Origin of the sequence: Mesorhizobium sp. WSM4306 (genome assembly GCF_007003975.1) — a bacterium.
Classification (GTDB): Bacteria; Pseudomonadota; Alphaproteobacteria; order Rhizobiales; family Rhizobiaceae; genus Mesorhizobium.
In genome coordinates, this window is sequence record NZ_VFTC01000006.1 from 202,796 (window position 1) to 227,054 (window position 24,259).

Below are 24,259 nucleotides of genomic sequence, written 5' to 3' on the forward strand. Positions count from 1 at the left end.
TTCGCTCATGTTCTACGGCTCGATTCCGATCGGCGTTCCATCCGGCACCATAGCCCAGATTTCATCCATGTCGGAGTCGGTAACCCCAATGCAGCCATCGGTCCAGTCGACCAATTGAAGCAGCCAGCCCAACCAGCCGAAGCCGCTGGGCCACGGATGGGCGCCAAAAAGAAGAAAGGCGGCCGCATTGCCGCGGCCGCCTTTCTGATTCCTTGGGATTGATTCCCCGATGAAAGCCGTCAGTGGCCTTCGATCAGCGCGCCGGCCGATCCCCAGACATAGATCGCGCTGAACAGGAACAGCCAGACCACGTCGACGAAGTGCCAGTACCAGGCAGCCGCCTCGAAGCCGAAATGCTGCTTCGGCGTGAAGTCGCCCTTCATGGCGCGGATCAGGCAGACCAGCAGGAAGATGGTGCCGATGATCACATGGAAGCCGTGGAAGCCGGTCGCCATGAAGAAGGTGGCGCCATAGATGGAATCCTTGAAGCCGAACGGAGCGTGAATGTACTCGTAAGCCTGCACCATGGTGAACAGCATGCCGAGGCCGACGGTCAGCACCAGGCCATTGATCAGGCCTTTGCGGTCGCCATGGATCAGCGAGTGGTGCGCCCATGTCACCGTCGTGCCCGACAAAAGCAGGATGATGGTGTTGTAAAGCGGCAGATGGAAGGGATCGAGGACCTCGAGACCCTTCGGCGGCCAGACGCCGCCGGTAAAGGCGGTGCGGGCATATTGCTGCACCTCGCCCGGAAACAGGCTGGCATCGAAATAAGCCCAGAACCAGGCGACGAAGAACATCACTTCCGAAGCGATGAACATGATCATGCCGTAGCGCAGATGCAGCGACACGACGCGCGTGTGATGCCCTTCATGCGCTTCCTTGATCGTGTCCGACCACCAGGCGAACATGGTGTAGAGGACGATGACCAGGCCGATGAAGAACAGCCACGGATTGGCGATGTTGTGGCCGAAGACCGGGAAATCGCCGTTCTTGAGATACTGCATCAGGGCGACGCCGCCGACGGCGGTGACCAGCGCGCCGATCGAGCCCAGGAAGGGCCACGGGCTCGGGTTGACGAGATGGTAGTCGTGTTGTGGTTTTGCGTGCGCGTCTGCCATATCAACCCCCGAGATTTGCTTCGGTATCTGAAACTTTGGTGGTGCTGTCCGGCGCCGATGAAGCGACCGGTTTGTTCTTTTCGACCGGGAACATGGTGTAGGACAGGGTGATCGTCTTCAAGTCCTTGAGTTCCGGCACGTTGACGATGTCTGGATCCACATAGAACACGACCGGCATGTCCAGCGTCTCGCCGGGCTTCAGTGTCGTGTCGGTAAAGCAGAAACACTCGACCTTGTTGAAGTAAGGGCCTGCCAGTTCCGGCTGCACGTTGAAGGTGGCGCGGCCGGTGACGGCGCGGTCGAACTTGTTGGTGGCGCTGTAATGCGCCTGCGTGGTCTCGCCGATCTTGATGGTGACCGAGCGGGCGACCGGCTGGAACTGCCAGGGAATGCCATTGGTGTTGGCGTCGAAGCGAACGGTGATGTCGCGGTCGAGGATGCGGCCGGCATATTGCTTCTCGGCGCGCTGCGTGGTGCCGCCATAGCCGGTGGCCTGGCAGAACATCTTGTAGAGCGGCACCGCGGCGTAGGCCATGCCGATCATGCCGCCGAAGAAGGCGACGCAGACGGCGGCGACAACGCGGTTGGTGTTTTTCTTCCCGGGGTCGGTCATGGTCTGGCGGGTCATCGTCGGCCTCACATCGATCCGGTATGGCCGAATTTGACGATAGTGATGACGTAGAAAACGACAACCAGCGCCGCCAGCGCCAGGCCGATCGCGGCCGAACGGTTGCGCCGCGCCTTCTGCTGGCGCTCGGTCAGCGTGACCAGTTCAAGCTTCTTGTCGATCATGGTCATGCTCCACCGATGGCCAGAGCGCGACCGACGACGTAGTCGGCCAGATAGATGGCGAAGATCGCAAACAGGTAGAGCAGCGAATAGGCAAACAGCGCCTTGGCCGGCTTCATGACGCGGTCGTCGCCAGTCATGCGCAGCACTTTCCAGGCATACCAGACAAAGCCGGCGCCGAGCGCCAGCGAAGCGATGCCGTAGCCCGCGGTGGTGAATCCGAGCACCCAGGGCAGCACGCCGATCGGCGCAAGGATCAGGGCATAGGCAAAAATCTGGCGGCGGGTCGAGGCCTGGCCGGCGACGTTCGGCATCATCGGAATGCCGGCCTTGGCGTAGTCGTCGGACTTGAACAACGCCAGCGCCCAGAAATGCGGCGGCGTCCACAGGAAGATGATCAGGAACAGGACGAGGCTTTCGAGGCTGACCGTTCCGGTCACCGCCGCCCAGCCGATGACTGGCGGAATGGCGCCGGCGGCGCCGCCAATGACAATGTTCTGCGGCGTCGAGCGCTTCAGCCACATCGTGTAGACGACGGCGTAGAAGAAGATGGTGAAAGCGAGCAGCGCCGCCGACAACCAGTTGACCAGCACGCCGAGCGTCATCACCGACAGCGCCGACAGCACAAGGCCGAAACTCAGGGCTTCACCGGGCAGGATGCGACCGGACGGAATCGGACGGCCGGCGGTCCGGCTCATCACGGCATCGATGTCGGCGTCGTACCACATGTTGAGCGCGCCCGAGGCGCCGGCGCCAATGGCGATGGCCAGGATTGCGACCATCGCGATCAGCGGGTTGACGGTCACGGGCGCCGCCACCATGCCGACAAAGGCCGTGAACACCACCAGCGACATGACGCGCGGCTTCAAGAGGGCGAAAAAATCGCCCGCCGTGGCTTCCGAAATTCGAAAGCCCGCTTCGTCAATCAATGGGTCGTCGACCAGGGCCATGCGTAGTTGAGTCCAATCATTCCGTTGGCCGAAACCGCCGGCGGGCCGGCGGTTTCGTATTCGGGCTGCCTTACTTGATCTTCGGCAGCTGTTCCCACTGGTGGAAGGGCGGCGGCGAAGGCAGCTGCCATTCGAGCGTGGTTGCACCCTCGCCCCATGGATTGGCGCCAGCCACCCGCTTCTTCTGGAAGGCTTCGAAGACGCCATAGAGGAAGATCACCACGCCGACGGCCGAGATATAGGAGCCGTAGGACGACACCATGTTCCAGCCGGCAAACGCGTCGGGATAGTCGATGGTGCGGCGCGGCATGCCGGCGAGGCCGAGGAAATGCTGCGGGAAGAAGATCAGGTTGACGCCGACGAAAGTGACCCAGAAATGGGTGTTGGCGATCACCGGCGAGTACATGTAGCCGGTCATCTTCGGGAACCAGTAGTACCAGCCGGCGAAGATGGCGAACACCGCGCCCAGCGACAGCACATAGTGGAAGTGGGCGATGACGAAATAGGTGTCATGCAGCGAGCGGTCGAGGCCGGCATTGGCAAGTTGGACGCCGGTGACGCCGCCGACCGTGAACAGGAAGATGAAGCCAAGCGCCCACAGCATCGGCGTCTTGAACGAGATCGACCCGCCCCACATCGTCGCGATCCAGGAGAAGATCTTCACGCCCGTCGGCACCGCGATGACCATGGTGGCGAAGACGAAGTAGCGCTGCGTGTCGAGCGACAGGCCGGTCGTGTACATGTGGTGCGCCCAGACGATGAAGCCGACGGCGCCGATCGCGACCATGGCGTAAGCCATGCCGAGATAGCCGAACACCGGCTTCTTCGAGAAGGTCGAGACGATGTGGCTGATGATGCCAAAGCCCGGCAGGATCAGAATGTACACTTCCGGATGGCCGAAGAACCAGAACAGGTGCTGGAACAGGAGCGGATCGCCGCCATTGTCCGGCGCAAAGAAGGCCGTGCCGAAATTGCGGTCGGTGAGCAGCATGGTGATGCCGCCGGCCAGGACCGGAAGCGACAACAGCAGCAGGAAGGCGGTGACCAGCACCGACCAGGCAAACAGCGGCATCTTGTGCAGCGTCATGCCCGGCGCGCGCATGTTGAAGATGGTGGTGATGAAGTTGATGGCGCCGAGGATCGACGAGGCGCCGGCAATGTGGATCGACAGGATCGCCAGATCCATGGCCGGTCCGGGCTGGCCGGAGGTCGACAGCGGCGGATAGAGCGTCCAGCCGCCGCCGACGCCGTAGGCGCCGGGCGCGCTCGGCATGAAGGCCGAGGTGATGAGCAGGATGAAGGCCGGCGGCAGCAACCAGAACGAGATGTTGTTCATGCGCGGGAAGGCCATGTCGGGCGCGCCGATCATGATCGGCACCATCCAGTTGGCGAAGCCGCCGATCAGCGCCGGCATGACCATGAAGAAGATCATGATCAGCGCGTGCGCGGTGCCGAAGGCGTTGTACATGCTCTTGCCGCCGTCGATGGCGGCATCACCGTTCACGCCGTAGACCATCTGCGCCAGGCCGGTGAAGATCTGGATGCCCGGCTCTTGCAGCTCCATGCGGATGACGACCGAAAGCGCCCCGCCGACGATGCCCGCGAAGATCGCGAAGATCAGATAGAGCGTGCCGATATCCTTGTGGTTGGTGGAGTACACCCACCGGACCCAGCCATGATAGGGCTTGTGGTCGTGGTCGTCGTGAGCTGCAGCTTCTGCCATGGTCGGCTCCGTTCCCTAATTCTTGCTAACCCGCGGCATCAATTGCCGGCGGCCGCTACCTTGTTGGTACCGTCGACCTCGGCCATCAGCGCCTTGTTGGCGCCGGGAAGGTCGGCCTTGGCTGCTGCCAGCCAGGTCTTGTACTGCGCGTCGGAGACGACGCGGATGGCGATCGGCATGAAGGCGTGGTCCTTGCCGCAGAGCTGCGAGCACTGGCCGTAATAGAGGCCTTCCTTCTCCGCCTTGAACCACGTCTCGTTGGTGCGACCGGGAACTGCGTCCATCTTGATGCCGAAGGCCGGCATGGCGAAGGAGTGGATGACGTCGGTTGCGGTGACCAGGACACGGGTCATGGTGTTGACCGGCACCACCAGCTCGTTATCGACCGCCAGCAGGCGTGGGTAGACCTTGCGGTCTTCCTTGCCGATCGCCGCGCGATCGGCATCCTGAAGGATGGCCGAGTTGAAGGAGAGCGTGTTTTCGATCTGGTACTCATAGTCCCAGTTCCACTGATTGCCCGTCGCCTTGACGGTGAGCTTGGCCTCTTCCGGCGGCGTGTACTGCGCGGTCAGGAGCTGGAACGAGGGAATGGCGATGAACAGCAGGACGACGACCGGCCCGACGGTCCAGATGATCTCGATCAGCGTGTTGTGGCTGGTCTTGGACGGAACCGGGTTTACGCTGGCGCGGAACCTGAAGATGCACCAGGCGAGAAGAGCAAGCACCAGCACGGTGATCGGGACGACGAACCACATCGTGTAGTTCCCGAACCACTCGATCTGTCGCATCATGTCGGTCGCCGCCGGCTGAAAACTCATCTCCCACGGCTGCGGCTGGGCCGCATGGGCGGAGGCACCGGCGAAAAATGCGGTGGCAGCAGCTGCTGTTGCCATCAATTTGGCGCTTGTTGGGAATTTTCTCATCGCCCTCATCATCTCCCGGTTCCCTGCCGTCGTGGCGTAGGAATATCGTACATCGCCGGGATGGGAATCCCGGACAGTCCCAAGGGTGGTTCAAACCATACTCTATTTCCCTCCGCAAGAAAGGAGCGGGCAAAACCGTGCGGCATTTTTGCGCGCAAGCGCGAGCTCGCCGTTTCAACGGCCTCGCGGCTTGCGCGGATCGTCGACAGATGGGCTATGCGGGCTGGTGGCCGGAATGCGCCCGACGGTCGCAATTCGGGCGAATTTGCTAGGGAAAAGCGCATTATTGCGCTTGCCGGGGCTGACCGGCGGTCGCCCCATCCTTTACTTGGCCTTGGCGCGGCTTAAAGTGCCGTGATTCGCAATGGAGCCGTCATGACCTCTTGGCTTTCGAGAAACGCTTGGCATTCGAAAAGCGCTTGGTTTTCGAGAAGCGGGGCGAAGGTCATCTTTCTCGCCGCCCTCATCGGTATCGGCTCGTCCGCAACCGGCGTCGCCAATGCAGCGCAGCCGAGCGGCACAGTCAAGTCGACGCATGGCGCGTGGTCGATCATCTGCGACACGCCGGCCGGCGCCACCTCGGAACAGTGCGTGATGATGCAGAATGTCGTCGCGGAGGATCGCCCGGAAATGGGGCTGTCGGTCGTGGTGCTGCGAACCGCCGACAACAAGGCCGAGATCCTGCGCGTGCTGGCGCCGCTCGGTGTGCTCCTGCCCAACGGGCTTGGTCTCAATGTCGACGGCAAGGATATTGGCCGCGCCTATTTCGTGCGCTGCTTCCAGGACGGCTGCTATGCCGAGGTCATTCTCGAAAAGCCGCTGCTCGACACGCTGAAGACCGGAACGTCTGCCACCTTCATCGTCTTCCAGACGCCGGAAGAAGGCATCGGCATCCCCGTCGACCTCAAGGGCTTCGCCGACGGTTTTGCCGCGCTCCCCTGAGCTTGATGCTTGTGAAATAGCCGGGCCTGACGCACCATTCCCACGAGTTGGTGTTGGCAGTGGGGGTCATCATGCGCGCTTTTTCTCTGCTTCTGTCGACCGGTGTGATGCTGACCGGCGCAATTTCCGTCGCCTCTGCCGAGGATGCCGAAATCCTCACAGCGCCCGATCCGGCCGTCATTCTCGAAATTGCGAAAGGCTATGGCTCGGCCAAGATGGACAAGGATGACGGCGGCGACCCGATGGTTTCCGGTCGGCTCCAGGGCATGAAATATGTCATCTACTTCTATGGCTGCGAGAACCATGAGAAGTGCAAGTCGATCCAGTTCTCGTCGGGCTATACGGATGCCTTTACGGTCGACCAGGCCAATGAATGGAACAAGAAGTTCCGCTGGGTGAAGGCCTTTTCCGGTGACGGGTCGAACTTCAAGATGGATGTCATGTTCAGGGGCGGGGTTACCCGCTCCTATCTCGAGGAGCAGTTCTCGAACTGGGATTCCATGACCAGCGACATCAAAGAATTCGTGAACGAGAAATAGGGCCGCGCGCTCCACGGTCGGCTGCGGAGCTTCATTGCGGATTGTGCAGGCGCGTCTTCGCGCCTACATCGTGGCAACACCATTCCTCCTGTGAACGGACCTGCCATGAACAGCCTGATCGGCCAATTCGACATTTCAGACGATCGCATCAAGCGCATCGTCGCCGACACCCTTAACGGCGCCGATGACGGTGAGCTGTTCCTCGAATACAGCGAGAGCGAAGCGCTGATGTTCGACAATGGCAGACTGAAGACCGCCAATTTCAACACCGACCAGGGTTTTGGCCTGCGTGCGGTGGCCGGCGAGGCGAGCGGCTACGCCCATTCCAGCGACCTGTCCGAGGCGTCGCTGCTGCGCGCGGCGGACGCAGTGTCGACCGTCAAGGGCGGCTATTCCGGCACGCTTGCCGCCGCCCCTGCCCGCACCAACCGCCATCTCTACGGCGACGAGAACCCGATCCCCTCGCCTTCCTTCGAGGTCAAGGCCAAGCTGTTGCAGGAGATCGACGCCTGGCTGCGGGCCGAGGATCCGCGCGTGCGCCAGGTGACGGCCTCGCTCGCCGCATCCTGGCAGCATGTCGAGATCGTGCGCGCCGATGGCCAGATGGTGCGCGACATCCGGCCGCTAGTCAGGATCAACGTGTCCGTCGTGGTCGGCGATGGCGACCGCCAGGAGAGCGGTTCCTACGGCATGGGCGGGCGCAAGGCGTTCGGTGAGTTCCTGGTCGAGGACAGCTGGAAGCATGCCGCGAAAGAGGCGCTCAGGCAGGCGCTGGTCAATCTCGAAGCCATCCCGGCGCCGGCCGGCACGTTCGACATCGTATTGTCCAGCGGCTGGCCGGGCGTCATGCTGCACGAGGCCGTCGGGCACGGGCTGGAAGGCGACTTCAACCGCAAGAAGACGTCGGCCTTCGCCGGCCTACTCGGCCAGCAGGTGGCGGCCAAGGGCGTCACTGTGGTCGATGACGGCACCATGCCGGAGCGGCGCGGCTCGCTAACCGTCGATGACGAAGGCACGCCGTCGGCCCGCAACGTGCTGATCGAGGACGGCAGACTGGTCGGCTACATGCAGGACCGCCAGAACGCCCGGCTGACGGGTATGAAGGCTACCGGCAATGGCCGGCGCGAAGGCTATGCGCACCAGCCCATGCCGCGCATGACCAACACCTACATGACATCGGGCGACATGGAGCCGGACGAGATCATCGCTTCGGTCAAGAACGGCATCTATGCCGTCTCCTTCGGCGGCGGCCAGGTCGATATCACCTCGGGCAAGTTCGTGTTCGGCTGCACCGAGGCCTACATGATCGAGAACGGCAAGGTGACGCAGCCGATCAAGGGCGCCATGCTGATCGGCAACGGGCCGGACGCCATGCACCGCGTGTCGATGATCGGCAACGACATGAAGCTCGACAACGGCATCGGCATGTGCGGCAAGGCCGGCCAGGGCGTGCCGGTCGGCGTCGGCCAGCCGCATCTCAGGATGAACCAGATGACGGTGGGCGGCACCAGGGTTTGAGGTGCCAGTCCGCCAGGCTTGAATAGTTGACGCAATAAGGATATCTTACCTTTGTCTTACACAAAGGCGTGCGCGATGGCTGCTACAGAAAAACTTACAACGACTGTCTCCACCAAGGGACAGGTAATCCTGCCCAGCGCGATCCGGAAGCGCAAAGATTGGGGTGCGGGCACACGCCTGCAGGTCGAAGATACGCCGGACGGAGTGCTTTTGAAATTGGCGCCGGCCTTTGCCCCGACGCGACCAGAAGATGTCTTTGGTGTCCTACCGCACAGTGGCAGGCCGAAGACTCTGGAGGAGATGGACGCGGCCGTCCTTGCGGAAGCCCGGCGGCGCAATGCTCGCGATTGATACCAACGTTATCGTCAGGTATTTGACGAACGACGATCCGGAGCAGTCCCCGCGAGCCCGGCGGCTGATCGATGGTCAACCCGTCTTTGTCGCCGTCACGATAGTCCTGGAGGCCGAATGGGTGCTGCGCAGTGCCTATGGCTATGGCCAAGCCGCGATCGTGGGCGCGCTGCGACGGTTCGGCGGGTTGCCCACGGTTGAACTGGAAGACGCTGCGATTGTCTCCTCTGCGCTCGATCTGTCCGAAGCGGGAATGGATTTTGCAGATGCGCTGCATCTGGGGAAAGCAGCTCATTGTGCTGGCTTTGCAACCTTTGACCGCAGTTTCCTGAAGGCTGCAAAGGCGGCCGGACATGATGGCGTGCAGGAAGTATAGCAAAGAGGCGCGCCGGTAGCGGCCTGCCGCTCGACGTCACCCTGAATGCGCCGGCTGTTTTCCAACTTCAAATCTCAGCCGGCACCTTGAAGCGAACACAATTCACATTAGTAACTGTTGAACTGCCTGGGCTGCCGTTTGCGCACAAACGCCGTACCCAGCTTCTCGTTGCGGTGTTGGTGATGGCAATGCGGCCCGGCGTCCCGGCTCTCCTCCTTGGCTTCGTTTCGTTGATTGGCGCGACAGCGCTGCAAGCCGGTCCGGCGGCAGCACAATCGACATGGTTCAAGGCACGGTCGACGCAATCCGCCGCCGCCGTCGGAGGAAGCACCAGCGTCCCCTACGGCTGGGTCGATTTCTGCCATCGCCGGCCAAAAGAGTGCAAGGTGCCCGCTCTGCCGGCCGCCGATGTCAAGCTGACCCCGCAAAAGCTGAGCATCCTCAAGCGGGTCAATCAGAAGGCGAACAGGTCCATCAAGCCCGTCAGCAATTTCGATCACTGGGGCACCATGGAAGACCACTGGGACTATCCTGTGGACGGCAAGGGGGACTGCAAGATCTACGCGCTCTACAAGCGCAAGCTTCTTCTGCAGGCAGGTTTCCCCCGGCAGGCGCTGCTGATGACGGTGGTGCGCGACCTCAACAATGAAGGCCACACCATCCTGACGGTGAAGACCGACAAGGGCGATCTTGTCCTGGACAATCTGGTCGATGAGATCAGGCCCTGGAACGCGACGGGCTATTACTTCCTGAAACGCCAGTCGCAGCAGAACCCAAATACATGGGTGTCGATCAACCAACGCGGCGGCACGCCGAAACTGATGTCGCCAAGCTAAAGCGCGTCGCGCTCAAACGGATTCAAGCGACGCGCTTTAAGTCTTTGTTTTGATGCATGTCGTTGTCCCAGAACCGCAGCACACTTCTGGGCGACATGCATTAGGCTGCGGCTACCGCCGTCTCTTTGGTTTCTCCAGCAGCGCCACCGCCTCGACATGCGGCGACCAGAGGAACTGGTCGATCGGCGTGACGCTTTTCAGCACGTAGCCGCCATCCATGAGGATGCGTAAATCCCGGGCCAGCGTCACCGGGTTGCAGGAGACGGCGGCGACGAACGGCACGTCGGAGCGGGCGATCTGCTTCGACTGATCCTCAGCACCGGCGCGCGGCGGATCAAAGACGACGCCGTCGAAAGCGTTCAGCTCCTTGAACGTCAGTGGGCGCCGGAACAGGTCGCGGCGTTCGCCGGTTACCCGCTTCAAGCCGGTGGCGAAGCGTGACCCCCGGTCGAGCGCAGACAGGGCGGCCGCATCGCCTTCGACCGCATGCACCTCGGATTTCGCCGCCAGCCGAAGCGCAAAGCTGCCGCAGCCGGCGAACAGATCGGCGACTTTCTTGGCGCGTTTCAGATGTCCGCCAACGATATCGGCCATCGCCTGTTCGGCGGCTTCGGTTGCCTGCAGGAAGGCGCCGGGCGGTACGGCGACAGCGACTGTGCCGAACATGACCACCGGCTTTTTCGGCTCGATGACAATCTCGTCGTCGATCGAAAGCCGGGCAAAACCGTTGGCCATGACGAAGTTGGAGGCGACCCGGCGCTGGTGCTCGCCCAGCTTGCCTGACTCATAGACCGCGACGTCGAGGCCCGAACCCGTAACAGTGACCGCCATGCGGAACGATTTGGTGGTGGCGCAAACCAGGTCGGCGACCGAGCGCAAGCGATCGAGCGCGGCGACGATCTCCGGCAGCGAGATCGGGCATTCCTCGATCGGGATGATTTCCGGAGACAGATGGCGATGGAAGCCAAGCAGCATGCCGGTGCCGGCGCGGCGGGCGGCAAGCACGACGCGGCGGCGTGTGTGGGGCGCGCACGGCACCAAGGCGCCGATATCGCCGGCAATGCCCTTCAAGGCATGTACGACCTTGTCGCGTTTCCACTGGTGGTAGGCGTCGGCTTCGAGATGCTGGACGGCGCAGCCGCCGCATTCTGTGAAATGCCGGCAGGCCGGGTCGATGCGCAGCGGCGAGGCTTCCAGCACCGCCATCAGCGTGGCGCGATCCCTTTCGCGCGCCGCGGTGACGGTTTCGCCGGGCAGCGTGAAGGGAATAAACAGCTCGCCCGTTTCGGTCTCGGCGACACCGTCGCCCTGCGAGCCCAGTCTCTTGATGGTGAAGCGCGTACTCATCGGTCCTTGATCCCACCGAGCAGGAACTCGCGGTTGCCGTCGCCACCTTCAATCGGCGACATGTGCAGACCCAGTGTCCGCCAGCCAGGGACGCCTTCGAGCCATTCCTGCAGCAGGCCGGCAACGCGGGCGGCGTCATAGGGGTCTTTCAGTAGGCCGCCCTTGCCGATCGCCTCGCGGCCGGCCTCGAATTGCGGCTTGACCAGAAACACGGCACGAGCTCCCAGGCTGGCGATGGCAAGCGCCGGCGGCATCGCCAGTTTCAGCGAAATGAAGCTGACATCGGAGACGATGAAATCTGGGATACGGCCGCCGAGATCAGCGGCGGTGAGTTCGCGGGCGTTGAGGCCCTCGATCACGGTGACGCGCGGGTCGGACGAGACATCGGGATGCATCTGGCCGTGGCCGACATCGATCGCCGTGACATGGGCCGCACCGCGTTCTAGCAGCACCTGCGTGAAGCCGCCGGTCGAGGCGCCGATGTCGAGCGCTTCGCTGCCGGCCGGATCGAGACTGAAATGGTCGAGCCCGGCAATCAGCTTCAGCGCCGCGCGTGAGACATAGCCCTGTGCGGGATCGTCGATGTCGATGAGGCATTGCGGCAGGACGGTCTGGCCGGGCTTGCGGGCGACCACGCCGTCGACTGAGACAGTTCCACGCTCGACCGCGTCGCGGGCGCGCGAGCGGCTTGCAAACAGGCCGCGCTGGACGAGCAATTCGTCGAGCCGCTGGCGTGTGCTGGCTGGCAGAGGGGAGTTCATCGGCCTTCATGGCGAAAGCCGGTCACGAAGGCAAGGACATTGGATGAGAGAGGCGAGAGAAGCTGGCCGGCCGCCGCCGGTTGATAATCGCACCCAGTCCAGCAAGATGCCTGGGCGGGATGGCCCGGGCAATGCAGAGGAAGACGAATGCTGACGGGAACCTGCCATTGCGGCGCCGCCCACTGGACCCTGGAGGGCGACCCCGGCTCGATCACCGCTTGCAACTGCACGCTTTGCCGCCGTTGCGGCACGCTGTGGGCCCATGATTTTGTCGACGAGCGCATCCGGGTTGCGGGACCTCTGCGTTCCTATGCGCGTGCTGGGAAAAACGAACCCTCGCTCGAGATCCTGTTCTGCCCGACCTGTGCCCGCGTGCTTGCGTGGCGCGGCCTGCGCACCGGTTCAAGCGGGCGCACGCGGATCGCCGTCAATGTCAGGCTGGCGCCGCCGGAGGCGGTCGCCGACCTGCCGATCGATCATTTCGACGGGCTGGACAGTTTTGACGATCTGCCGCGCGATGGGCGCTGCGTACGCGATATGTGGTTCTAGAAAATGGTGCGCGAAACCGACCGTTCGACGGCGGGCACCAAGCTGTCACTCGCATCGCCGGAAGCCTGCTTGGGCGAGCTCTCGATGGGCGCAGCCGGTACGTCCGGCACGACGACGAGCTGCGGCACCTGCTTGTAGGAAAAGCCGCCCCTGATGTTGCCCATCTTGCCGGCGACTATCTCGACCACCGCCTGTTCGAGCTTGCGGTCATAGCGGGTTTCGGCCACGGCCGGTGCGGCGATGAGGGCCAAAAAGGCCGCGCCGCACAGAAGCGTTCGCATTGTTTTTTAACTCCCTGCCTTGGTCGGGTTCTAGCAGGGCGGCGTTGAAAAACGGCCAAAAGACACGGTAAGCGAAACGCCAAACAGAAGCGTTAACAGAGCGTTACGGCTAGAGCGCTTGGCGCAATTCCCAAGGGAAAGCGCTACGCGCTTTTCCCGGGAAAACCGCTTCACACTTTTCCTGGAATTGCTTTAGAAGCCGACAAACCGCTTCAAAGGCGTGAGAGTTTGATTCAGGCGCGTTGCGCGCGAGCGGAATGGCCAAGCGCAACGAACACCGTGCGCACGATGCCGGCGGCGTCGAGCCCGGCGTCTGCATACATTTTTTCCGGCTTGGCGTGGTCGGTGAACTCGTCCGGAAGCACCAGCGGCCGCACTTTCAGGCCGCTTTCCAGCAGGCCTTCATGGGCGAGGAACTGCAGCACATGGCTGGCGAAGCCGCCGACAGCGCCCTCTTCCACCGTCACCAGCACTTCATGTGAGCGGGCGAGCCGGCGGATCAGATCCTCATCCAGCGGCTTGGCGAAGCGGGCGTCGGCAACCGTCGTCGAGAGCCCGGCAGCGCCGAGTTCCTCGGCGGCGATCAGGCAATCCTGCAGCCGCGTACCGAAGGACAGGAGCGCCACCTTGGTGCCTTCCCTGACGATGCGGCCCTTGCCGATTTCGAGCACCGAGCCACGCTCCGGCATGTCGACGCCGACACCGTTGCCACGCGGATAACGGAAGGCGATCGGGCCTTCGTCGTAATAGGCGGCGGTGCGCACCATGTGGCGAAGCTCCGCCTCGTCGGCGGCCGCCATCACCACAAAGCCCGGCAGCGTCGCCAGGAAGGTGGTGTCGAAGGCGCCGCAATGGGTGGCGCCGTCGGCGCCGACAAAGCCGGCGCGGTCGATCGGGAAACGCACCGGCAATTTCTGGATCGCCACGTCGTGGACGACCTGGTCATAGGCGCGCTGCAGGAAGGTCGAATAGATGGCGGCGAAGGGCTTGTAGCCTTCGGTGGCGAGGCCGGCGGCAAACGTCACCGCATGCTGCTCGGCGATGCCGACATCGAAGGTCCGGGTCGGAAACGCCTCGCCGAACAGGTCGAGGCCGGTGCCGTTCGGCATGGCGGCGGTGACGGCGACGATGCGGTCGTCGGCTCGCGCCTCCTGGATCAGGCTTTCGGCGAACACCTTGGTGTAGGCCGGCGCGTTGGCCGGCGCCTTGGTCTGCGCGCCGGTGATGACGTCGAACTTGTTGACGCCGTGATATTTGTCGGGCGCGGCCTCGGCCGGGCCGTAACCCTTGCCCTTCTGGGTCACGACATGGATCAGCACCGGGCCGTCGGCATTGTCGCGAACGTTCTTCAGCACCGGGATCAGGTGTTCGAGATTGTGCCCGTCGATCGGACCGATATGGTAGAAGCCAAGCTCCTCGAACAGCGTGCCGCCGGTGACGTAGCCGCGCGCATGCTCGACCGCCCGCGTGATGGCGCGATCGGCGCGCTTGCCGAGATAGGAGGTCAGTTTCTTGCCGAAATCGCGCAGGCCGAGGTAGGTCTTGCCGGAGGCGAGCCGCGCCAGATAGGCGCTCATGGCGCCGGTCGGCGGCGCGATCGACATGTCGTTGTCGTTGAGGATGACGATCAGGCGGGCATCGAGCGCGCCGGCATTGTTCAATGCTTCAAATGCCATGCCGGCCGACATGGCGCCGTCGCCGATGACGGCAATGACATTGTTGTTGCCGCCCGAGAGGTCGCGCGCCATGGCCATGCCGAGGCCAGCGGAAATCGAGGTCGAGGAGTGCGCGGCGCCGAACGGGTCGTATTCGCTCTCGGCGCGGCGGGTGAAGCCGGACAGGCCGCCCTCTTGGCGCAGGGTGCGGATGCGGTCGCGGCGACCGGTCAGGATCTTGTGCGGATAGGCCTGGTGGCCGACATCCCAGATCACCCGGTCTTCCGGCGTGTTGAAAACATAGTGCAGCGCCACGGTCAGTTCGACGACACCGAGGCCGGCGCCGAGATGCCCACCCGTATGCGAGACGGCATCGATCAGTTCGGCACGCAGCTCCGAGGCCAGCTGCGGCAGCTCGCTTTCGTCAAGCTTCTTCAGGTCGGCTGGAATGCGGACCTTGTCGAGAAGCGGCGTATGCAGCGTTGCGTTCACTGTTTTAGGAGCCTGCCCAGCTATTTTCGTTCATGCGCGTTGATCATGGGCGAAATATGCCTCCGCCCGCCGAATGTAAATGCGTGTCAGTGACGCGGCTGATGCTGACGTTAATTGTCCGGTAACGGAATGAACTCTTCCTCATCTCCAGGAACGATATCGAAGCGGCCCGTCTTCCATTCCTGTTTGGCCTGTTCGATACGCTCCTTCGACGACGAGACGAAATTCCACCAGATGTGGCGTGGGGAGCCGAGCGATGCCCCGCCAAACAGCATGAAATGGGCGCCGCGTTCGGATGAGACGACGAGTTCGTCGCCGGGCCGGAACACCAGCAGACGCTCGGCCGGAAAGCGATCGCCCGATATCGAGACATCGCCTTCCAGCGTGTAGATGGCGCGTTCCTCGGCGTCGGCGGGAATTTTGACGCTGGCGCCGGGCGCCAGGCGCAGATCGGCGTAAAGCGTTTCGGTATCGGCTCTTACCGGCGAGCGCAGCCCCTGGAAATCGCCGATCACCACACGGCCGCTGACGCCTTCGGCGTCGATTTCGGGCAGCAGCAGCGCCGCGGTGTTCTCGAACACTGGCGCCACCTCCTCCTTGCCGTCGGGCAGCGCCAGCCAGGTCTGCAGGCCGGAGACCGACATCGGCGCGCCGCGCAATTCTTCGGGCGTGCGCTCGGAATGGACGATGCCGCGGCCGGCGGTCATCAAATTCACGTCGCCGGGCTGGATGACCATTTCGGTGCCGAGCGAATCGCGGTGCCTGATCTTGCCGTCGAACAGATAGGTGACGGTGGAAAGCCCGATATGCGGGTGCGGACGCACATCGAGCGCCTGGCCGGCGCGCAGGATGGCCGGACCCATGCGGTCGAAGAAGATGAACGGACCGACCAGCCGCCGCCTTGCCGTCGGCAAAGCGCGGCGGACCTGGAAGCCGTCAATGTCCTTGGCGTTCGGAATGACCATCAGCTCGATCTGGTCGCTGGCGAAGGCGTCGCCAGGCTCAGGGTCCTTGCCGGGGAAGAAGCTCATCGAGATGTCCTCAGGCGAAGCGCAGCGCCGATTTGGCTTTTGCCTTGGCTGCCACCTCTTCGCGATTGCGCGGATGATGGCTGGTTTCGAGCGAATGCAGCAATTCATGCGCCGATTCAGCGATCGCCTCGACGGCACGGTCGAAGGCCGCCTGGTTGCGCTGCGAGGGGCGCGTCGTTCCGCTCAATTTGCGCACGAACTGAAGGGCGGCGTCGCGGATCTCGTCGTGGGTTGCCGGCGGATCGAAATTGAACAGGGTCTTGATGTTTCTGCACATGCTTGAACTCCTTACCTGCTTTCTCTGCCCGCCCCGTTTGACATATTATTCCGCGTCGAGCGGCTCCGTTCCCACCGGCTTGCCGTCACGAGACAGCCTGATCTTCTCGACCTTGTCTTCAGCCGACTTCAGCAGCCGGTCGCAATGGGCCTTCAGCGCCTCGCCGCGTTCATAGATCCTGATCGACTGATCGAGCGGCACGTCGCCGCGTTCGAGATCGTCGACGATCTTTTCGAGCGCGTCGAGTGCCTGCTCGAAGCTCATCGCCTTGACGTCTTCATTTGCTTCGCCAGCCATACTCTATCCCTTCATCAGCCGCCCGACATGGGCGGCGACCGAAAATGCCAGTCCCTGCAGATCGTAGCCGCCCTCGAGCAGACTGACGAGCCGGTTGCCGCTGTGGCGCCCGGCGCGTTCCAGCAACTGGCCGGTCGCCCAGTCGAAATCGTCCTCGCTGAGGTTGATCTCGGCCAGCGGATCGCGATGGTGGGCGTCGAAGCCGGCGGAAATAATGATCAGGTCAGGCGCAAAATTGTCGAGCGCCGGCAGGACGCGCGACAGCAAGGCATCGCGGAACATGTCTGAGCCGGTCTGTGGCGCCAACGGCGCGTTGACGATGTTGCCGGCGCCGGTTTCGTTCTTGGCGCCGGTGCCGGGATAGAGCGGCATCTGGTGCGTCGAGCAGTAAAGCACCGACGGATCGTCCCAGAAAATGTCCTGCGTGCCGTTGCCGTGGTGGACGTCCCAGTCGACGATGGCGACGCGTTCGGCGCCGTGTTTCTTTTGCGCATAGCGCGCCGCGATGGCTGCGGTGTTGAACAGGCAAAAGCCCATGGCGGTGGTCTTTTCGGCGTGGTGGCCGGGCGGACGCGCGGCAACGAAGACATTGGCGGCCCGGTCCTCGAAAACATCGTCGACTGCGGCATTGGCCGCACCGATGGCGGTGACCACCGCCTGCCAGCTTTTCGGGCTGGCGCTGGTGTCGGCGTCGATCGGGGCAATGCCACTCTCGGGGATCGCGGCGCGGACACGGGCGACGAAATCCTCGGGGTGGGCATAGAGAATGGTGGCCTCGTCGCCTTGCGGCGCCGTGACTCGGTCGAGCGCCGCAAAGGCCTCGTCGTCGAGCACGCGCTCGATGGCGCGCAAGCGGTCGGGTCGCTCGGGATGACCGGGCGGCGTCAGATGTTCGAGGAAGATCGGATGGGTGTAGAGCCTTGTGACCATGACCCGATATAGGCGCGCCCGGCCGCTTTGACCATGGTTTGGCGCCGCACTGTAGCGACGTTCAACAGGGATTAAGCGGGGCAACAGGGATTAAGCGGGGCAACAGGGATTAGGCGGGTTCTAGGTGTTGGGCGCCGGCTGGGTCCAGCGTGAGCCACCGAACGAGGCCGTGGCCTTTTCCTTGAGCTTTCGGAACTTGGACGACGCCTCGGCCAGCCGCTGGTCCCATTCCGCATTCGGCACCTGGCCTTCGATGGTCTTGAAATAGACCTGCATCAGGCAAGCGATGGCGAAGGGTTCGATGAAGGCTGCCTTGAAGGCCCAGGCCAGCAGGAGCGCCAGCACGAAGGCCCAGCCGCCGAGTTGCCCTGGTATGAACCACATGATGGCGGCGGCCGGCGCCAGCATCAGCAGGAAGATGACGAAGGAGACGCCCCACATGATGACAGCCAGCCAGACGGCGTTCTTGACCATGGTCTTGCCGTTCTGAGCGTAGAGCACGACGCCTTGCCGCGCCGTCTCGAAGGGCGAAGACGAGTTGATGCGGATGTTGTAGCCGAGGATGATCTCGTCGACATAGGTCAGCGACAGGCGGATCACCGTGTTGATGAAAGCGACCAGGCCGCCGAGGCCCGGAACGGGCAGGAAAGCGGCGATGCCGCCGATCAGGCCGGTGATGGCCCGGATCGCGCCCTTGACCAGCTGGTCGACCACGAAAAGGATGTTGGCCTCGGCGAAACGCTCCTTCACCACATCCTTGGCGTAGGCGATCTGGTCCTGGCCATTGGGAACGTCGCGGCCGTCGATCAGATGGACCATGACGGCGATATGGCCGGCCTTGACGACGTAGAGGATGTATTCGCGGATCCAATAAAGCGCGATCGAAACGACGCCGCTGCCGACGATGCCGCCCCACAGCGCAAAGGACAGCGGCCCGTCGGGATCGGTGGAGATATGGCCGACACCATAGCCGACCGAGGCGCCGCTGCCGGTCGCCACGATATAGGCGAGCGTGATGCCGAAATAGACGATCATGCGAAAGACGATGAACGGCCATGTCCTGATCATGATGGACACCGACCTGCCGATATCGAAATCCCACATGCCCGAATCTCCCCTCAGAGATGGGTGGGGAGGATGAACCTGGGCCGAAAATTGTCAATCTCGGCAAATGCCGGGTATTAGCTGGTGAGATTTCAGACCGGCTGCGAATCCTGCTTTTTGAGCAGCCCTTCAAGCAACTGCTTGAAGGCCGCCACCACGGTCTTCGACGTCGCTTCGGGGTCGCTCGAATTGGCGATGCGCTGCGCCGCCTGGCTGCTGGCGCCGTTGATCAGCCGCGCGGCGGTTTCGGGATCGACGCCGGGGACGACCATCCCCTCCTGCTGCAGGCTGGTCAGATGATCGGTCATTGAACCGACGCAGGCATTGGCATTCGGCCATTGCGCTGGATCGCCGAGCACGGCCGGGCCGTCGCGGAACATGATGCGCTGGATTTCCGGCTCCAGCGCCATTTCGATATAGGTTGTGCATTCGTCGACGAAATGCTGCCATCGGGTCGGCGCTTTCGACGCGATCTCATTTATGCGAACCGCCATCTCGCCGTCTATTTCGGCAATGACCGCCTGCAGCAGCCCCTTCTTGTCACCGAAATGATGATAGAGCGCGCCGCGCGTCAGCCCGGCCGAGGCGGTGAAATCGTCCATCGAGGCTTCGGCATAGCCGATCGTGCCGAAAGCATGGCGGGCCGCCGTGATCAGCTTGGCACGCGTCTGCGCAATCATCTCCTTGCGGGGTCTGTGCATGGTTCTGGCCTTATTCACATACGCATCGTATGCCAATTGACATACGCAGCGTATGCACTATCTTACAATCATACGCATCGTATGTAATTGTTGAATTGGCCTTTGTCGAGGAGCCCGCAATGCAAAACCCCTACGCCGAAATCTTTCGTGCCCCCGGAGCCAAGGGCTTTGCCACCGCCGGCTTCCTGGCGCGCCTGCCGATCGCCATGGCGCCGATCGGAATCGTGGCCATGCTGTCGCAAACGCATGGGGAATACTGGCTGGCCGGCGCCGTTGCGGCGACCTTCGCGCTGAGCAACGCTTTCGTGGCGCCGCAAATCTCAAGGCTGGTCGACCGGCTCGGCCAGACGCGGATCGTGGTTCCCACCACCATCGTCACCGTGCTCGCCTTCGCCGTGCTGATTGCGGCCGCCAATCAGGACTGGCCGCTATGGACGCTGTTCGTGTCCGCCCTGGCGGCCGCTGCCATGCCCAGCATGCCGGCCATGGTGCGCGCGCGCTGGACCGAAATTTTTCGCGGCCGGCCGCAGATGAACACCGCTTTCGCCTTCGAGTCTGCGGCGGACGAACTCGTCTACATCGCCGGGGCATCGCTGTCGGTGGGGTTGAGCGCCGCCCTCTTCCCGGAGGCTGGTGTTCTGGTGAGCACGCTGTTCCTCGCCATCGGTTCGACGGCTTTCATCCTGCAGCGTTCGACCGAACCGCAAGTCCGGCCTGTGGATCATGTCACGAGCGGCTCGGCAATCCGGCTGCGGCCAGTGCAGATCATCACCTTTGCCCTGATCTTCGTCGGCGCCACCTTCGCCACGACGGAAGTGAGCACGGTGGCGATCACCAAGGAGCTCGGCCAGCCCGGCGCCGCCAGCCTCGTTATCGGCGTCTATGCGCTGGGATCGTTCGTGCTCGGCCTCGTCGTCGGCGCGCTCAATCTGAAGGCGCCGCTGCAACGCCAGCTCGCCATCGCGGTCGCCCTCGTCGCGCTCGGCACATTGCTGCCGCTCACCGCCAGCACCGTGCCGCTGCTGGCGGTGACGGTGTTCGTCAGCGGCGTTGCGATCTCGCCGACCTTCATCACCGCTTTCGGCCTGATCGAGCGGCACGTGCCGGAAGCGATGCTGACCGAAGGCATCACCTGGGTGATGACCGGCATCGGCATCGGCATGGCGCTCGGCTCGTTTGCCGCTGGCGCCGTGGTGGACGAGTTCGGCGCCCGGAACGGGTTCTGGGTTTCGGTGGCGGCCGGAACTATCGCTCTGGTCACGGTGCTCGCCGGACAGCGCAGCCTGGCCACCCATGAATGCGAGCTGGACGGATGCGACGCGGCCGCCGTTCCTGCGGAATAGAAGCACACGCGTCCGGTTCAGCTCGCGGACCGGACGCAGTTTCCTCCGAACAAGTCCGACTTGCTAGGACTGTTCAAGCCTGGTGCGAATCTCGTCCCCGTCAACAACGACAACAGGACTTCCCAGTGTCTCGACCATATCCGGATTCAGATGGGGTATGGTTTCGGCACGCCCGACCATCGGCGGACATTCTCCGGCGCAATAAACGACCGAGCTGCTGGCGCGCAAGATTTTCCACAACCCCTCGTAGAGGCGTGGATCATCAGGCGGCCGCGCGACCGTGAAGCCGGAACATCGTGAGGCGTCACCGGGATCCAGATTGAGATAGAGGTCAGCCGACGACGTGTCGTCATAGGTAACGACCCAGCATGAGAACTCAGGCTCACGCCTGGTGATGAACGGCGCGAAGGCTTCCTCGATAATCGACGTGGGGAAGAAGCTCTCTTCGCCACCTTCAAAGCAATTGAGATATGCCTCGAAGCTCATCTCAATGCCTCCAGCAGCCTAGATAATCTCGGTCTTTGCGATGTGTATGCCAAATCCTTCGAGGCCGACATAGTGGCGTTCGCGCGAGGCGATCAGGTTGATCGACGAAATGCCGAGATCCTTCAGGATCTGCGCGCCGAGGCCGATTTCGCGCCATTCGTTCTCGCGGCGGCGCGCCTCTTCGTGGTCCTCGCGGTCGGCGCTCTGCGGCCGCTTGCGCTCCTGATGAGCAACGCCGACGGAGCCCTCTCGGAGATAGACGATGACGCCGCGCTTGCGCTCGCCCATCGCCTTCATGATGCCGTCGAGCCGGTGGCTGGTGCCGAACACGTCGGTCACCACATCCTCCGAATGCAGCCGCACCGGCACGTCCTCGCCGTCGCGGATATCGCCGAAAACGATGGCGACATGGTGCATGGAATCCCAGGGCAGCGTGTAGGTGAAAACCTGCGCCTTGCCGCCGAGCGTGTCGATTTCGGAGCAGGCGACGCGCTCGACCAGTGTCTCCTTGCGCTGCCGGTAGGCGATGAGATCGGCGACCGAAACCTGCTTGAGGCCGTGTTCTTCGGCGAAGGCCGCCACCTGCGGACCACGCTTGACGGTGCCGTCATCATTGACCAGTTCCGAAATCACGCCGACCGGCGGCAGACCGGCGAGCTTGCATAGATCGACGGCCGCTTCGGTATGGCCCGAGCGCATCAGCACGCCGCCTTCGCGGGCGATCAACGGGAAGATGTGGCCGGGACGGACGAAATCCGAACCGCCGACATTGCCGTTGGCGAGGTTGCGCACGGTCAGCGTGCGATCGTCGGCCGAAATGCCGGTGGTGGTGCCATGCTTGAAATCGACGCTGACGGTAAAGGCGGTGGTGTGGGCGGAATCATTGTCGGCGACCATCGGCGACAGGTTCAGGCGCTTGGCCTCCTCGCGCGGCATCGGCGTGCACACGATGCCGGAGGTATGGCGGACGATGAAGGCCATTTTTTCCGGCGTGCAATGGACGGCGGCAACGATCAGGTCACCCTCATTCTCGCGCCCGTCATCGTCCATGACGACGACGATCTCGCCGCGCTCGAAGGCGCGCAGGGCTTCGACGATTTTCTTCTGGTCGTATGGCATGGAGTGCTCGCTTCGCTCGCAGGGAATAGGAATTAGGCAGTAGGCAGTAGGGAAGAGAAAAGGCCGTGTCGGGCTGGCATGCTGCCTACTGCCTAATCCCTACTGCCTACTGCCTTCCCGTCTGTCCTCGATGCCGCAGATAATGATCGGCGACGGCGCAGGCAACCATGGCCTCGCCGATCGGCACGGCGCGGATGCCGACGCAGGGGTCGTGGCGGCCTTTGGTCATGACATCGACGTCGTTGCCGTCCTTGTCGATGGATTTGCGCGGCGTCAGGATCGACGAGGTCGGCTTGACGGCGAAACGGGCGACGATCGCCTGTCCGGTCGAGATGCCGCCCAAAATGCCGCCGGCATTGTTGGACAGGAAGACCGGCTTGCCGTCATTGCCCATGCGCATCTCGTCGGCATTCTGTTCGCCGGTGATGCGGGCGGCCTCGAAACCATTGCCGATCTCGACGCCCTTGACGGCGTTGATCGACATCAGGCCCGACGCAATGTCCTGGTCGAGCTTGGCATAGATCGGCGCGCCGAGGCCGGCCGGCACACCGTCGGCGACGATCTCGATCACCGCGCCGACCGAGGAGCCAGACTTGCGGATGCCGTCGAGATAGCTGGTGAAGACCGGAACCGAGGCCGGATCCGGGGTGAAGAACGGGTTTTCGGCGTCGCCAATAAAATTCCAGTTCCAGTTGGCGCGGTCGATCGACTTCTCGCCCATCGAGACCAGCGCGCCGCGCACCACCATGCCGGGCACCACCTTGCGGGCGAGCGCACCCGCGGCCACCCTGGCTGCCGTCTCGCGCGCGGAAGAGCGGCCGCCGCCGCGATGATCGCGCACGCCGTATTTGACGTCATAGGTGTAGTCGGCGTGGCCGGGACGGTACTGGCGGGCGATCTCGCCATAGTCCTTGGAGCGCTGATCGACATTCTCGATCAGCATCGAGACCGGCGTACCGGTGGTGATCATCGTCTCGCCATCCTCGTCGAGGATGAAGCCTGACAGGATCTTCACTTCGTCCGGTTCGCGACGCTGGGTCACAAAACGTGACTGGCCGGGACGGCGCTTGTCGAGTTCGGCCTGGATTTCGGCCCGCGTGAAGCGGATGCCGGGCGGGCAGCCGTCGACGACGCAGCCGAGCGACGGGCCATGGCTTTCGCCCCAGGTGGTGACGCGGAACAGATGGCCGAACGTGTTGTGAGACATGGATTTTGCCCTGCCCGGCAGCGGAACCGGATCAAGGGTGCCTTCTATTTGCGTTTTCCACAGCGGTCAAACTGTGATCCGGCGGTTTTAGTTTTGACACATTCGGTTGGTTTCTGCTCTCTTCCATCCGCCCGTTGAAAGCTCGCCGCCACCCGTGCAGGCGCAATGACAAAGAGGACGACGATGCGTACCCTGATCGGCGCTGCTGCCGCCATGTTGCTGATTTCCACCGCCGCCTATGCCGGCCAGACCGAAGGCATGATCAAGAAGGTCGACAAGGACGCGCTGACGCTGACGCTGGAGGACGGAAAGTCTTACAAGCTCAACGCCGAGACCGATCTCGACTCGCTGAAGCCCGGCATGGATATCGTCATCGCCTATGACGTGACGAATGGCGAGAACGTCGTCACCGACATGGAACTGCCTGACACCGAATAATATCCCCAGCAGACTTCGCTCGCTTCGCGAGCAAAGTCTTCGACAGATTTGCGGGACAGCGCCCCCCTCTGTCCTGCCGGACATCTCCCCCACGAGGGGCCTGTTGCGTAGTTGGCTGGTTGTGATTCTCTGAGACGGAAGTTCGGAGGGAATCACAATGGCTGTGAAGCAGA

The 24,259-nt window shown here is 62.9% G+C and carries 29 protein-coding genes; 9 read left to right on the forward strand and 20 right to left on the reverse strand.

The features are described 5' to 3' along the window. Positions 1-12: 12 nt before the first annotated feature. From FJV77_RS33365 to coxB, 7 genes are all read right to left on the reverse strand, one after another. Positions 13-333 (reverse strand): L,D-transpeptidase family protein, encoded by a 321-nt coding sequence (locus FJV77_RS33365; RefSeq protein ID WP_348643819.1) that lies wholly within the window; start codon positions 331-333, stop codon positions 13-15. Beyond that, a complete protein-coding gene (locus tag FJV77_RS10600) occupies positions 240-1,121 on the reverse strand; it encodes a cytochrome c oxidase subunit 3 (RefSeq protein WP_142866750.1) in 882 nt (293 codons plus the stop codon). Before FJV77_RS10600 ends, FJV77_RS33365 begins: the two co-directional genes overlap by 94 nt. Position 1,122: 1 nt before the next feature. After that, complete coding sequence (locus tag FJV77_RS10605) at positions 1,123-1,749, reverse strand: cytochrome c oxidase assembly protein (RefSeq protein ID WP_142866751.1); 627 nt, start codon at positions 1,747-1,749, stop codon at positions 1,123-1,125. Between the two features lie 8 nt (positions 1,750-1,757). After that, complete coding sequence (locus FJV77_RS32320; protein WP_162712272.1) at positions 1,758-1,913, reverse strand: hypothetical protein; 156 nt, start codon at positions 1,911-1,913, stop codon at positions 1,758-1,760. 2 nt (positions 1,914-1,915) lie between these two features. Next, entirely contained in the window at positions 1,916-2,860 is a 945-nt protein-coding gene (locus FJV77_RS10610; protein ID WP_142866752.1) for a heme o synthase, read from the reverse strand. Positions 2,861-2,930: 70 nt separating this feature from the next. Next, on the reverse strand, positions 2,931-4,583 hold the full coding sequence (ctaD, locus tag FJV77_RS10615) for a cytochrome c oxidase subunit I (RefSeq protein WP_142866753.1): 1,653 nt from the start codon (positions 4,581-4,583) through the stop codon (positions 2,931-2,933). Between the two features lie 38 nt (positions 4,584-4,621). Beyond that, a complete protein-coding gene (gene coxB, locus FJV77_RS10620; protein WP_246691214.1) occupies positions 4,622-5,476 on the reverse strand; it encodes a cytochrome c oxidase subunit II in 855 nt (284 codons plus the stop codon). A 405-nt stretch (positions 5,477-5,881) separates the two neighbouring features. On the opposite strand from coxB, the gene FJV77_RS10625 reads away from it, so the two are divergent. The 6 genes from FJV77_RS10625 (at position 5,882) to FJV77_RS10650 (ending at position 10,068) form a co-directional block, all read left to right on the forward strand. Beyond that, on the forward strand, positions 5,882-6,448 hold the full coding sequence (locus tag FJV77_RS10625; RefSeq protein WP_142866754.1) for an invasion associated locus B family protein: 567 nt from the start codon (positions 5,882-5,884) through the stop codon (positions 6,446-6,448). Between the two features lie 71 nt (positions 6,449-6,519). Further along, positions 6,520-6,987: a YbjN domain-containing protein gene (locus tag FJV77_RS10630; RefSeq protein WP_142866755.1), complete on the forward strand. Its 468-nt coding sequence runs from the start codon at positions 6,520-6,522 to the stop codon at positions 6,985-6,987. Between the two features lie 105 nt (positions 6,988-7,092). Further along, positions 7,093-8,505: a metalloprotease TldD gene (gene tldD / locus FJV77_RS10635; protein WP_142866756.1), complete on the forward strand. Its 1,413-nt coding sequence runs from the start codon at positions 7,093-7,095 to the stop codon at positions 8,503-8,505. Positions 8,506-8,580: 75 nt separating this feature from the next. After that, positions 8,581-8,856, forward strand: coding sequence for an AbrB/MazE/SpoVT family DNA-binding domain-containing protein (locus FJV77_RS10640; protein WP_142866757.1), 276 nt, complete (start codon positions 8,581-8,583; stop codon positions 8,854-8,856). Next, positions 8,843-9,232 (forward strand): type II toxin-antitoxin system VapC family toxin, encoded by a 390-nt coding sequence (locus FJV77_RS10645; protein WP_142866758.1) that lies wholly within the window; start codon positions 8,843-8,845, stop codon positions 9,230-9,232. The genes FJV77_RS10640 and FJV77_RS10645 overlap by 14 nt, the downstream gene beginning before the upstream one ends. Positions 9,233-9,420: 188 nt before the next feature. Further along, positions 9,421-10,068, forward strand: a complete 648-nt coding sequence (locus FJV77_RS10650; protein WP_185970271.1) for a transglutaminase-like cysteine peptidase — start codon at positions 9,421-9,423, stop codon at positions 10,066-10,068. A gap of 111 nt (positions 10,069-10,179) precedes the next feature. Here FJV77_RS10650 and FJV77_RS10655 read toward each other — a convergent pair whose 3' ends face one another. Together FJV77_RS10655 and FJV77_RS10660 are read right to left on the reverse strand one after the other, a co-directional pair. Beyond that, positions 10,180-11,415 carry a class I SAM-dependent RNA methyltransferase gene (locus FJV77_RS10655; RefSeq protein ID WP_142866759.1) on the reverse strand — a complete coding sequence of 412 codons (1,236 nt, stop codon included), beginning with the start codon at positions 11,413-11,415 and terminating at the stop codon, positions 10,180-10,182. Continuing rightward, positions 11,412-12,176 carry a TlyA family RNA methyltransferase gene (locus FJV77_RS10660; RefSeq protein ID WP_142866760.1) on the reverse strand — a complete coding sequence of 255 codons (765 nt, stop codon included), beginning with the start codon at positions 12,174-12,176 and terminating at the stop codon, positions 11,412-11,414. Before FJV77_RS10660 ends, FJV77_RS10655 begins: the two co-directional genes overlap by 4 nt. Positions 12,177-12,323: 147 nt before the next feature. Between FJV77_RS10660 and FJV77_RS10665 the strand changes: the two genes are divergently transcribed. Beyond that, positions 12,324-12,725, forward strand: a complete 402-nt coding sequence (locus FJV77_RS10665) for a GFA family protein (protein WP_142866761.1) — start codon at positions 12,324-12,326, stop codon at positions 12,723-12,725. On the opposite strand, the gene FJV77_RS10670 is transcribed toward FJV77_RS10665, so the two are convergent. The 8 genes from FJV77_RS10670 to FJV77_RS10705 all read right to left on the reverse strand — a co-directional run bounded on the left by FJV77_RS10670 (position 12,722) and on the right by FJV77_RS10705 (position 19,493). Then, a complete protein-coding gene (locus tag FJV77_RS10670; RefSeq protein ID WP_142866762.1) occupies positions 12,722-13,006 on the reverse strand; it encodes a hypothetical protein in 285 nt (94 codons plus the stop codon). The two genes, FJV77_RS10665 and FJV77_RS10670, sit on opposite strands and share 4 nt — an antisense overlap. 233 nt (positions 13,007-13,239) lie before the next feature. Continuing rightward, positions 13,240-15,153: a 1-deoxy-D-xylulose-5-phosphate synthase gene (gene dxs, locus FJV77_RS10675; protein WP_142866763.1), complete on the reverse strand. Its 1,914-nt coding sequence runs from the start codon at positions 15,151-15,153 to the stop codon at positions 13,240-13,242. Positions 15,154-15,263: 110 nt separating this feature from the next. Then, a complete protein-coding gene (locus FJV77_RS10680; protein WP_142866764.1) occupies positions 15,264-16,184 on the reverse strand; it encodes a pirin family protein in 921 nt (306 codons plus the stop codon). Positions 16,185-16,194: 10 nt separating this feature from the next. Next, positions 16,195-16,461: a DUF2277 domain-containing protein gene (locus tag FJV77_RS10685; protein ID WP_142866765.1), complete on the reverse strand. Its 267-nt coding sequence runs from the start codon at positions 16,459-16,461 to the stop codon at positions 16,195-16,197. Positions 16,462-16,506: 45 nt separating this feature from the next. Further along, entirely contained in the window at positions 16,507-16,758 is a 252-nt protein-coding gene (locus FJV77_RS10690; RefSeq protein ID WP_142866766.1) for an exodeoxyribonuclease VII small subunit, read from the reverse strand. Positions 16,759-16,761: 3 nt separating this feature from the next. Next, the gene (locus FJV77_RS10695) at positions 16,762-17,688 is read right to left on the reverse strand and encodes a histone deacetylase family protein (protein ID WP_142866767.1); all 927 of its coding nucleotides are present in this window, start codon (positions 17,686-17,688) and stop codon (positions 16,762-16,764) included. A gap of 120 nt (positions 17,689-17,808) precedes the next feature. After that, positions 17,809-18,792 carry a hypothetical protein gene (locus tag FJV77_RS10700; protein ID WP_142866768.1) on the reverse strand — a complete coding sequence of 328 codons (984 nt, stop codon included), beginning with the start codon at positions 18,790-18,792 and terminating at the stop codon, positions 17,809-17,811. Positions 18,793-18,884: 92 nt separating this feature from the next. Further along, positions 18,885-19,493 (reverse strand): TetR/AcrR family transcriptional regulator, encoded by a 609-nt coding sequence (locus FJV77_RS10705; RefSeq protein ID WP_142866769.1) that lies wholly within the window; start codon positions 19,491-19,493, stop codon positions 18,885-18,887. Between the two features lie 119 nt (positions 19,494-19,612). On the opposite strand from FJV77_RS10705, the gene FJV77_RS10710 reads away from it, so the two are divergent. Further along, entirely contained in the window at positions 19,613-20,836 is a 1,224-nt protein-coding gene (locus FJV77_RS10710; RefSeq protein ID WP_142866770.1) for an MFS transporter, read from the forward strand. Between the two features lie 63 nt (positions 20,837-20,899). Here the strand turns inward: FJV77_RS10710 and FJV77_RS10715 are convergent, their stop codons facing one another. The 3 genes from FJV77_RS10715 to aroC form a co-directional block, all read right to left on the reverse strand. Next, complete coding sequence (locus tag FJV77_RS10715; protein WP_142866771.1) at positions 20,900-21,322, reverse strand: hypothetical protein; 423 nt, start codon at positions 21,320-21,322, stop codon at positions 20,900-20,902. A gap of 18 nt (positions 21,323-21,340) precedes the next feature. Then, positions 21,341-22,441 (reverse strand): 3,4-dihydroxy-2-butanone-4-phosphate synthase, encoded by a 1,101-nt coding sequence (ribB, locus tag FJV77_RS10720; RefSeq protein WP_142866772.1) that lies wholly within the window; start codon positions 22,439-22,441, stop codon positions 21,341-21,343. Positions 22,442-22,547: 106 nt separating this feature from the next. Further along, complete coding sequence (gene aroC / locus FJV77_RS10725) at positions 22,548-23,648, reverse strand: chorismate synthase (RefSeq protein WP_142866773.1); 1,101 nt, start codon at positions 23,646-23,648, stop codon at positions 22,548-22,550. A 183-nt stretch (positions 23,649-23,831) separates the two neighbouring features. Here aroC and FJV77_RS10730 point away from each other — a divergent pair, with 183 nt between their 5' ends. Then, positions 23,832-24,086 (forward strand): DUF1344 domain-containing protein, encoded by a 255-nt coding sequence (locus FJV77_RS10730; RefSeq protein WP_142866774.1) that lies wholly within the window; start codon positions 23,832-23,834, stop codon positions 24,084-24,086. Positions 24,087-24,259 lie beyond the last annotated feature (173 nt).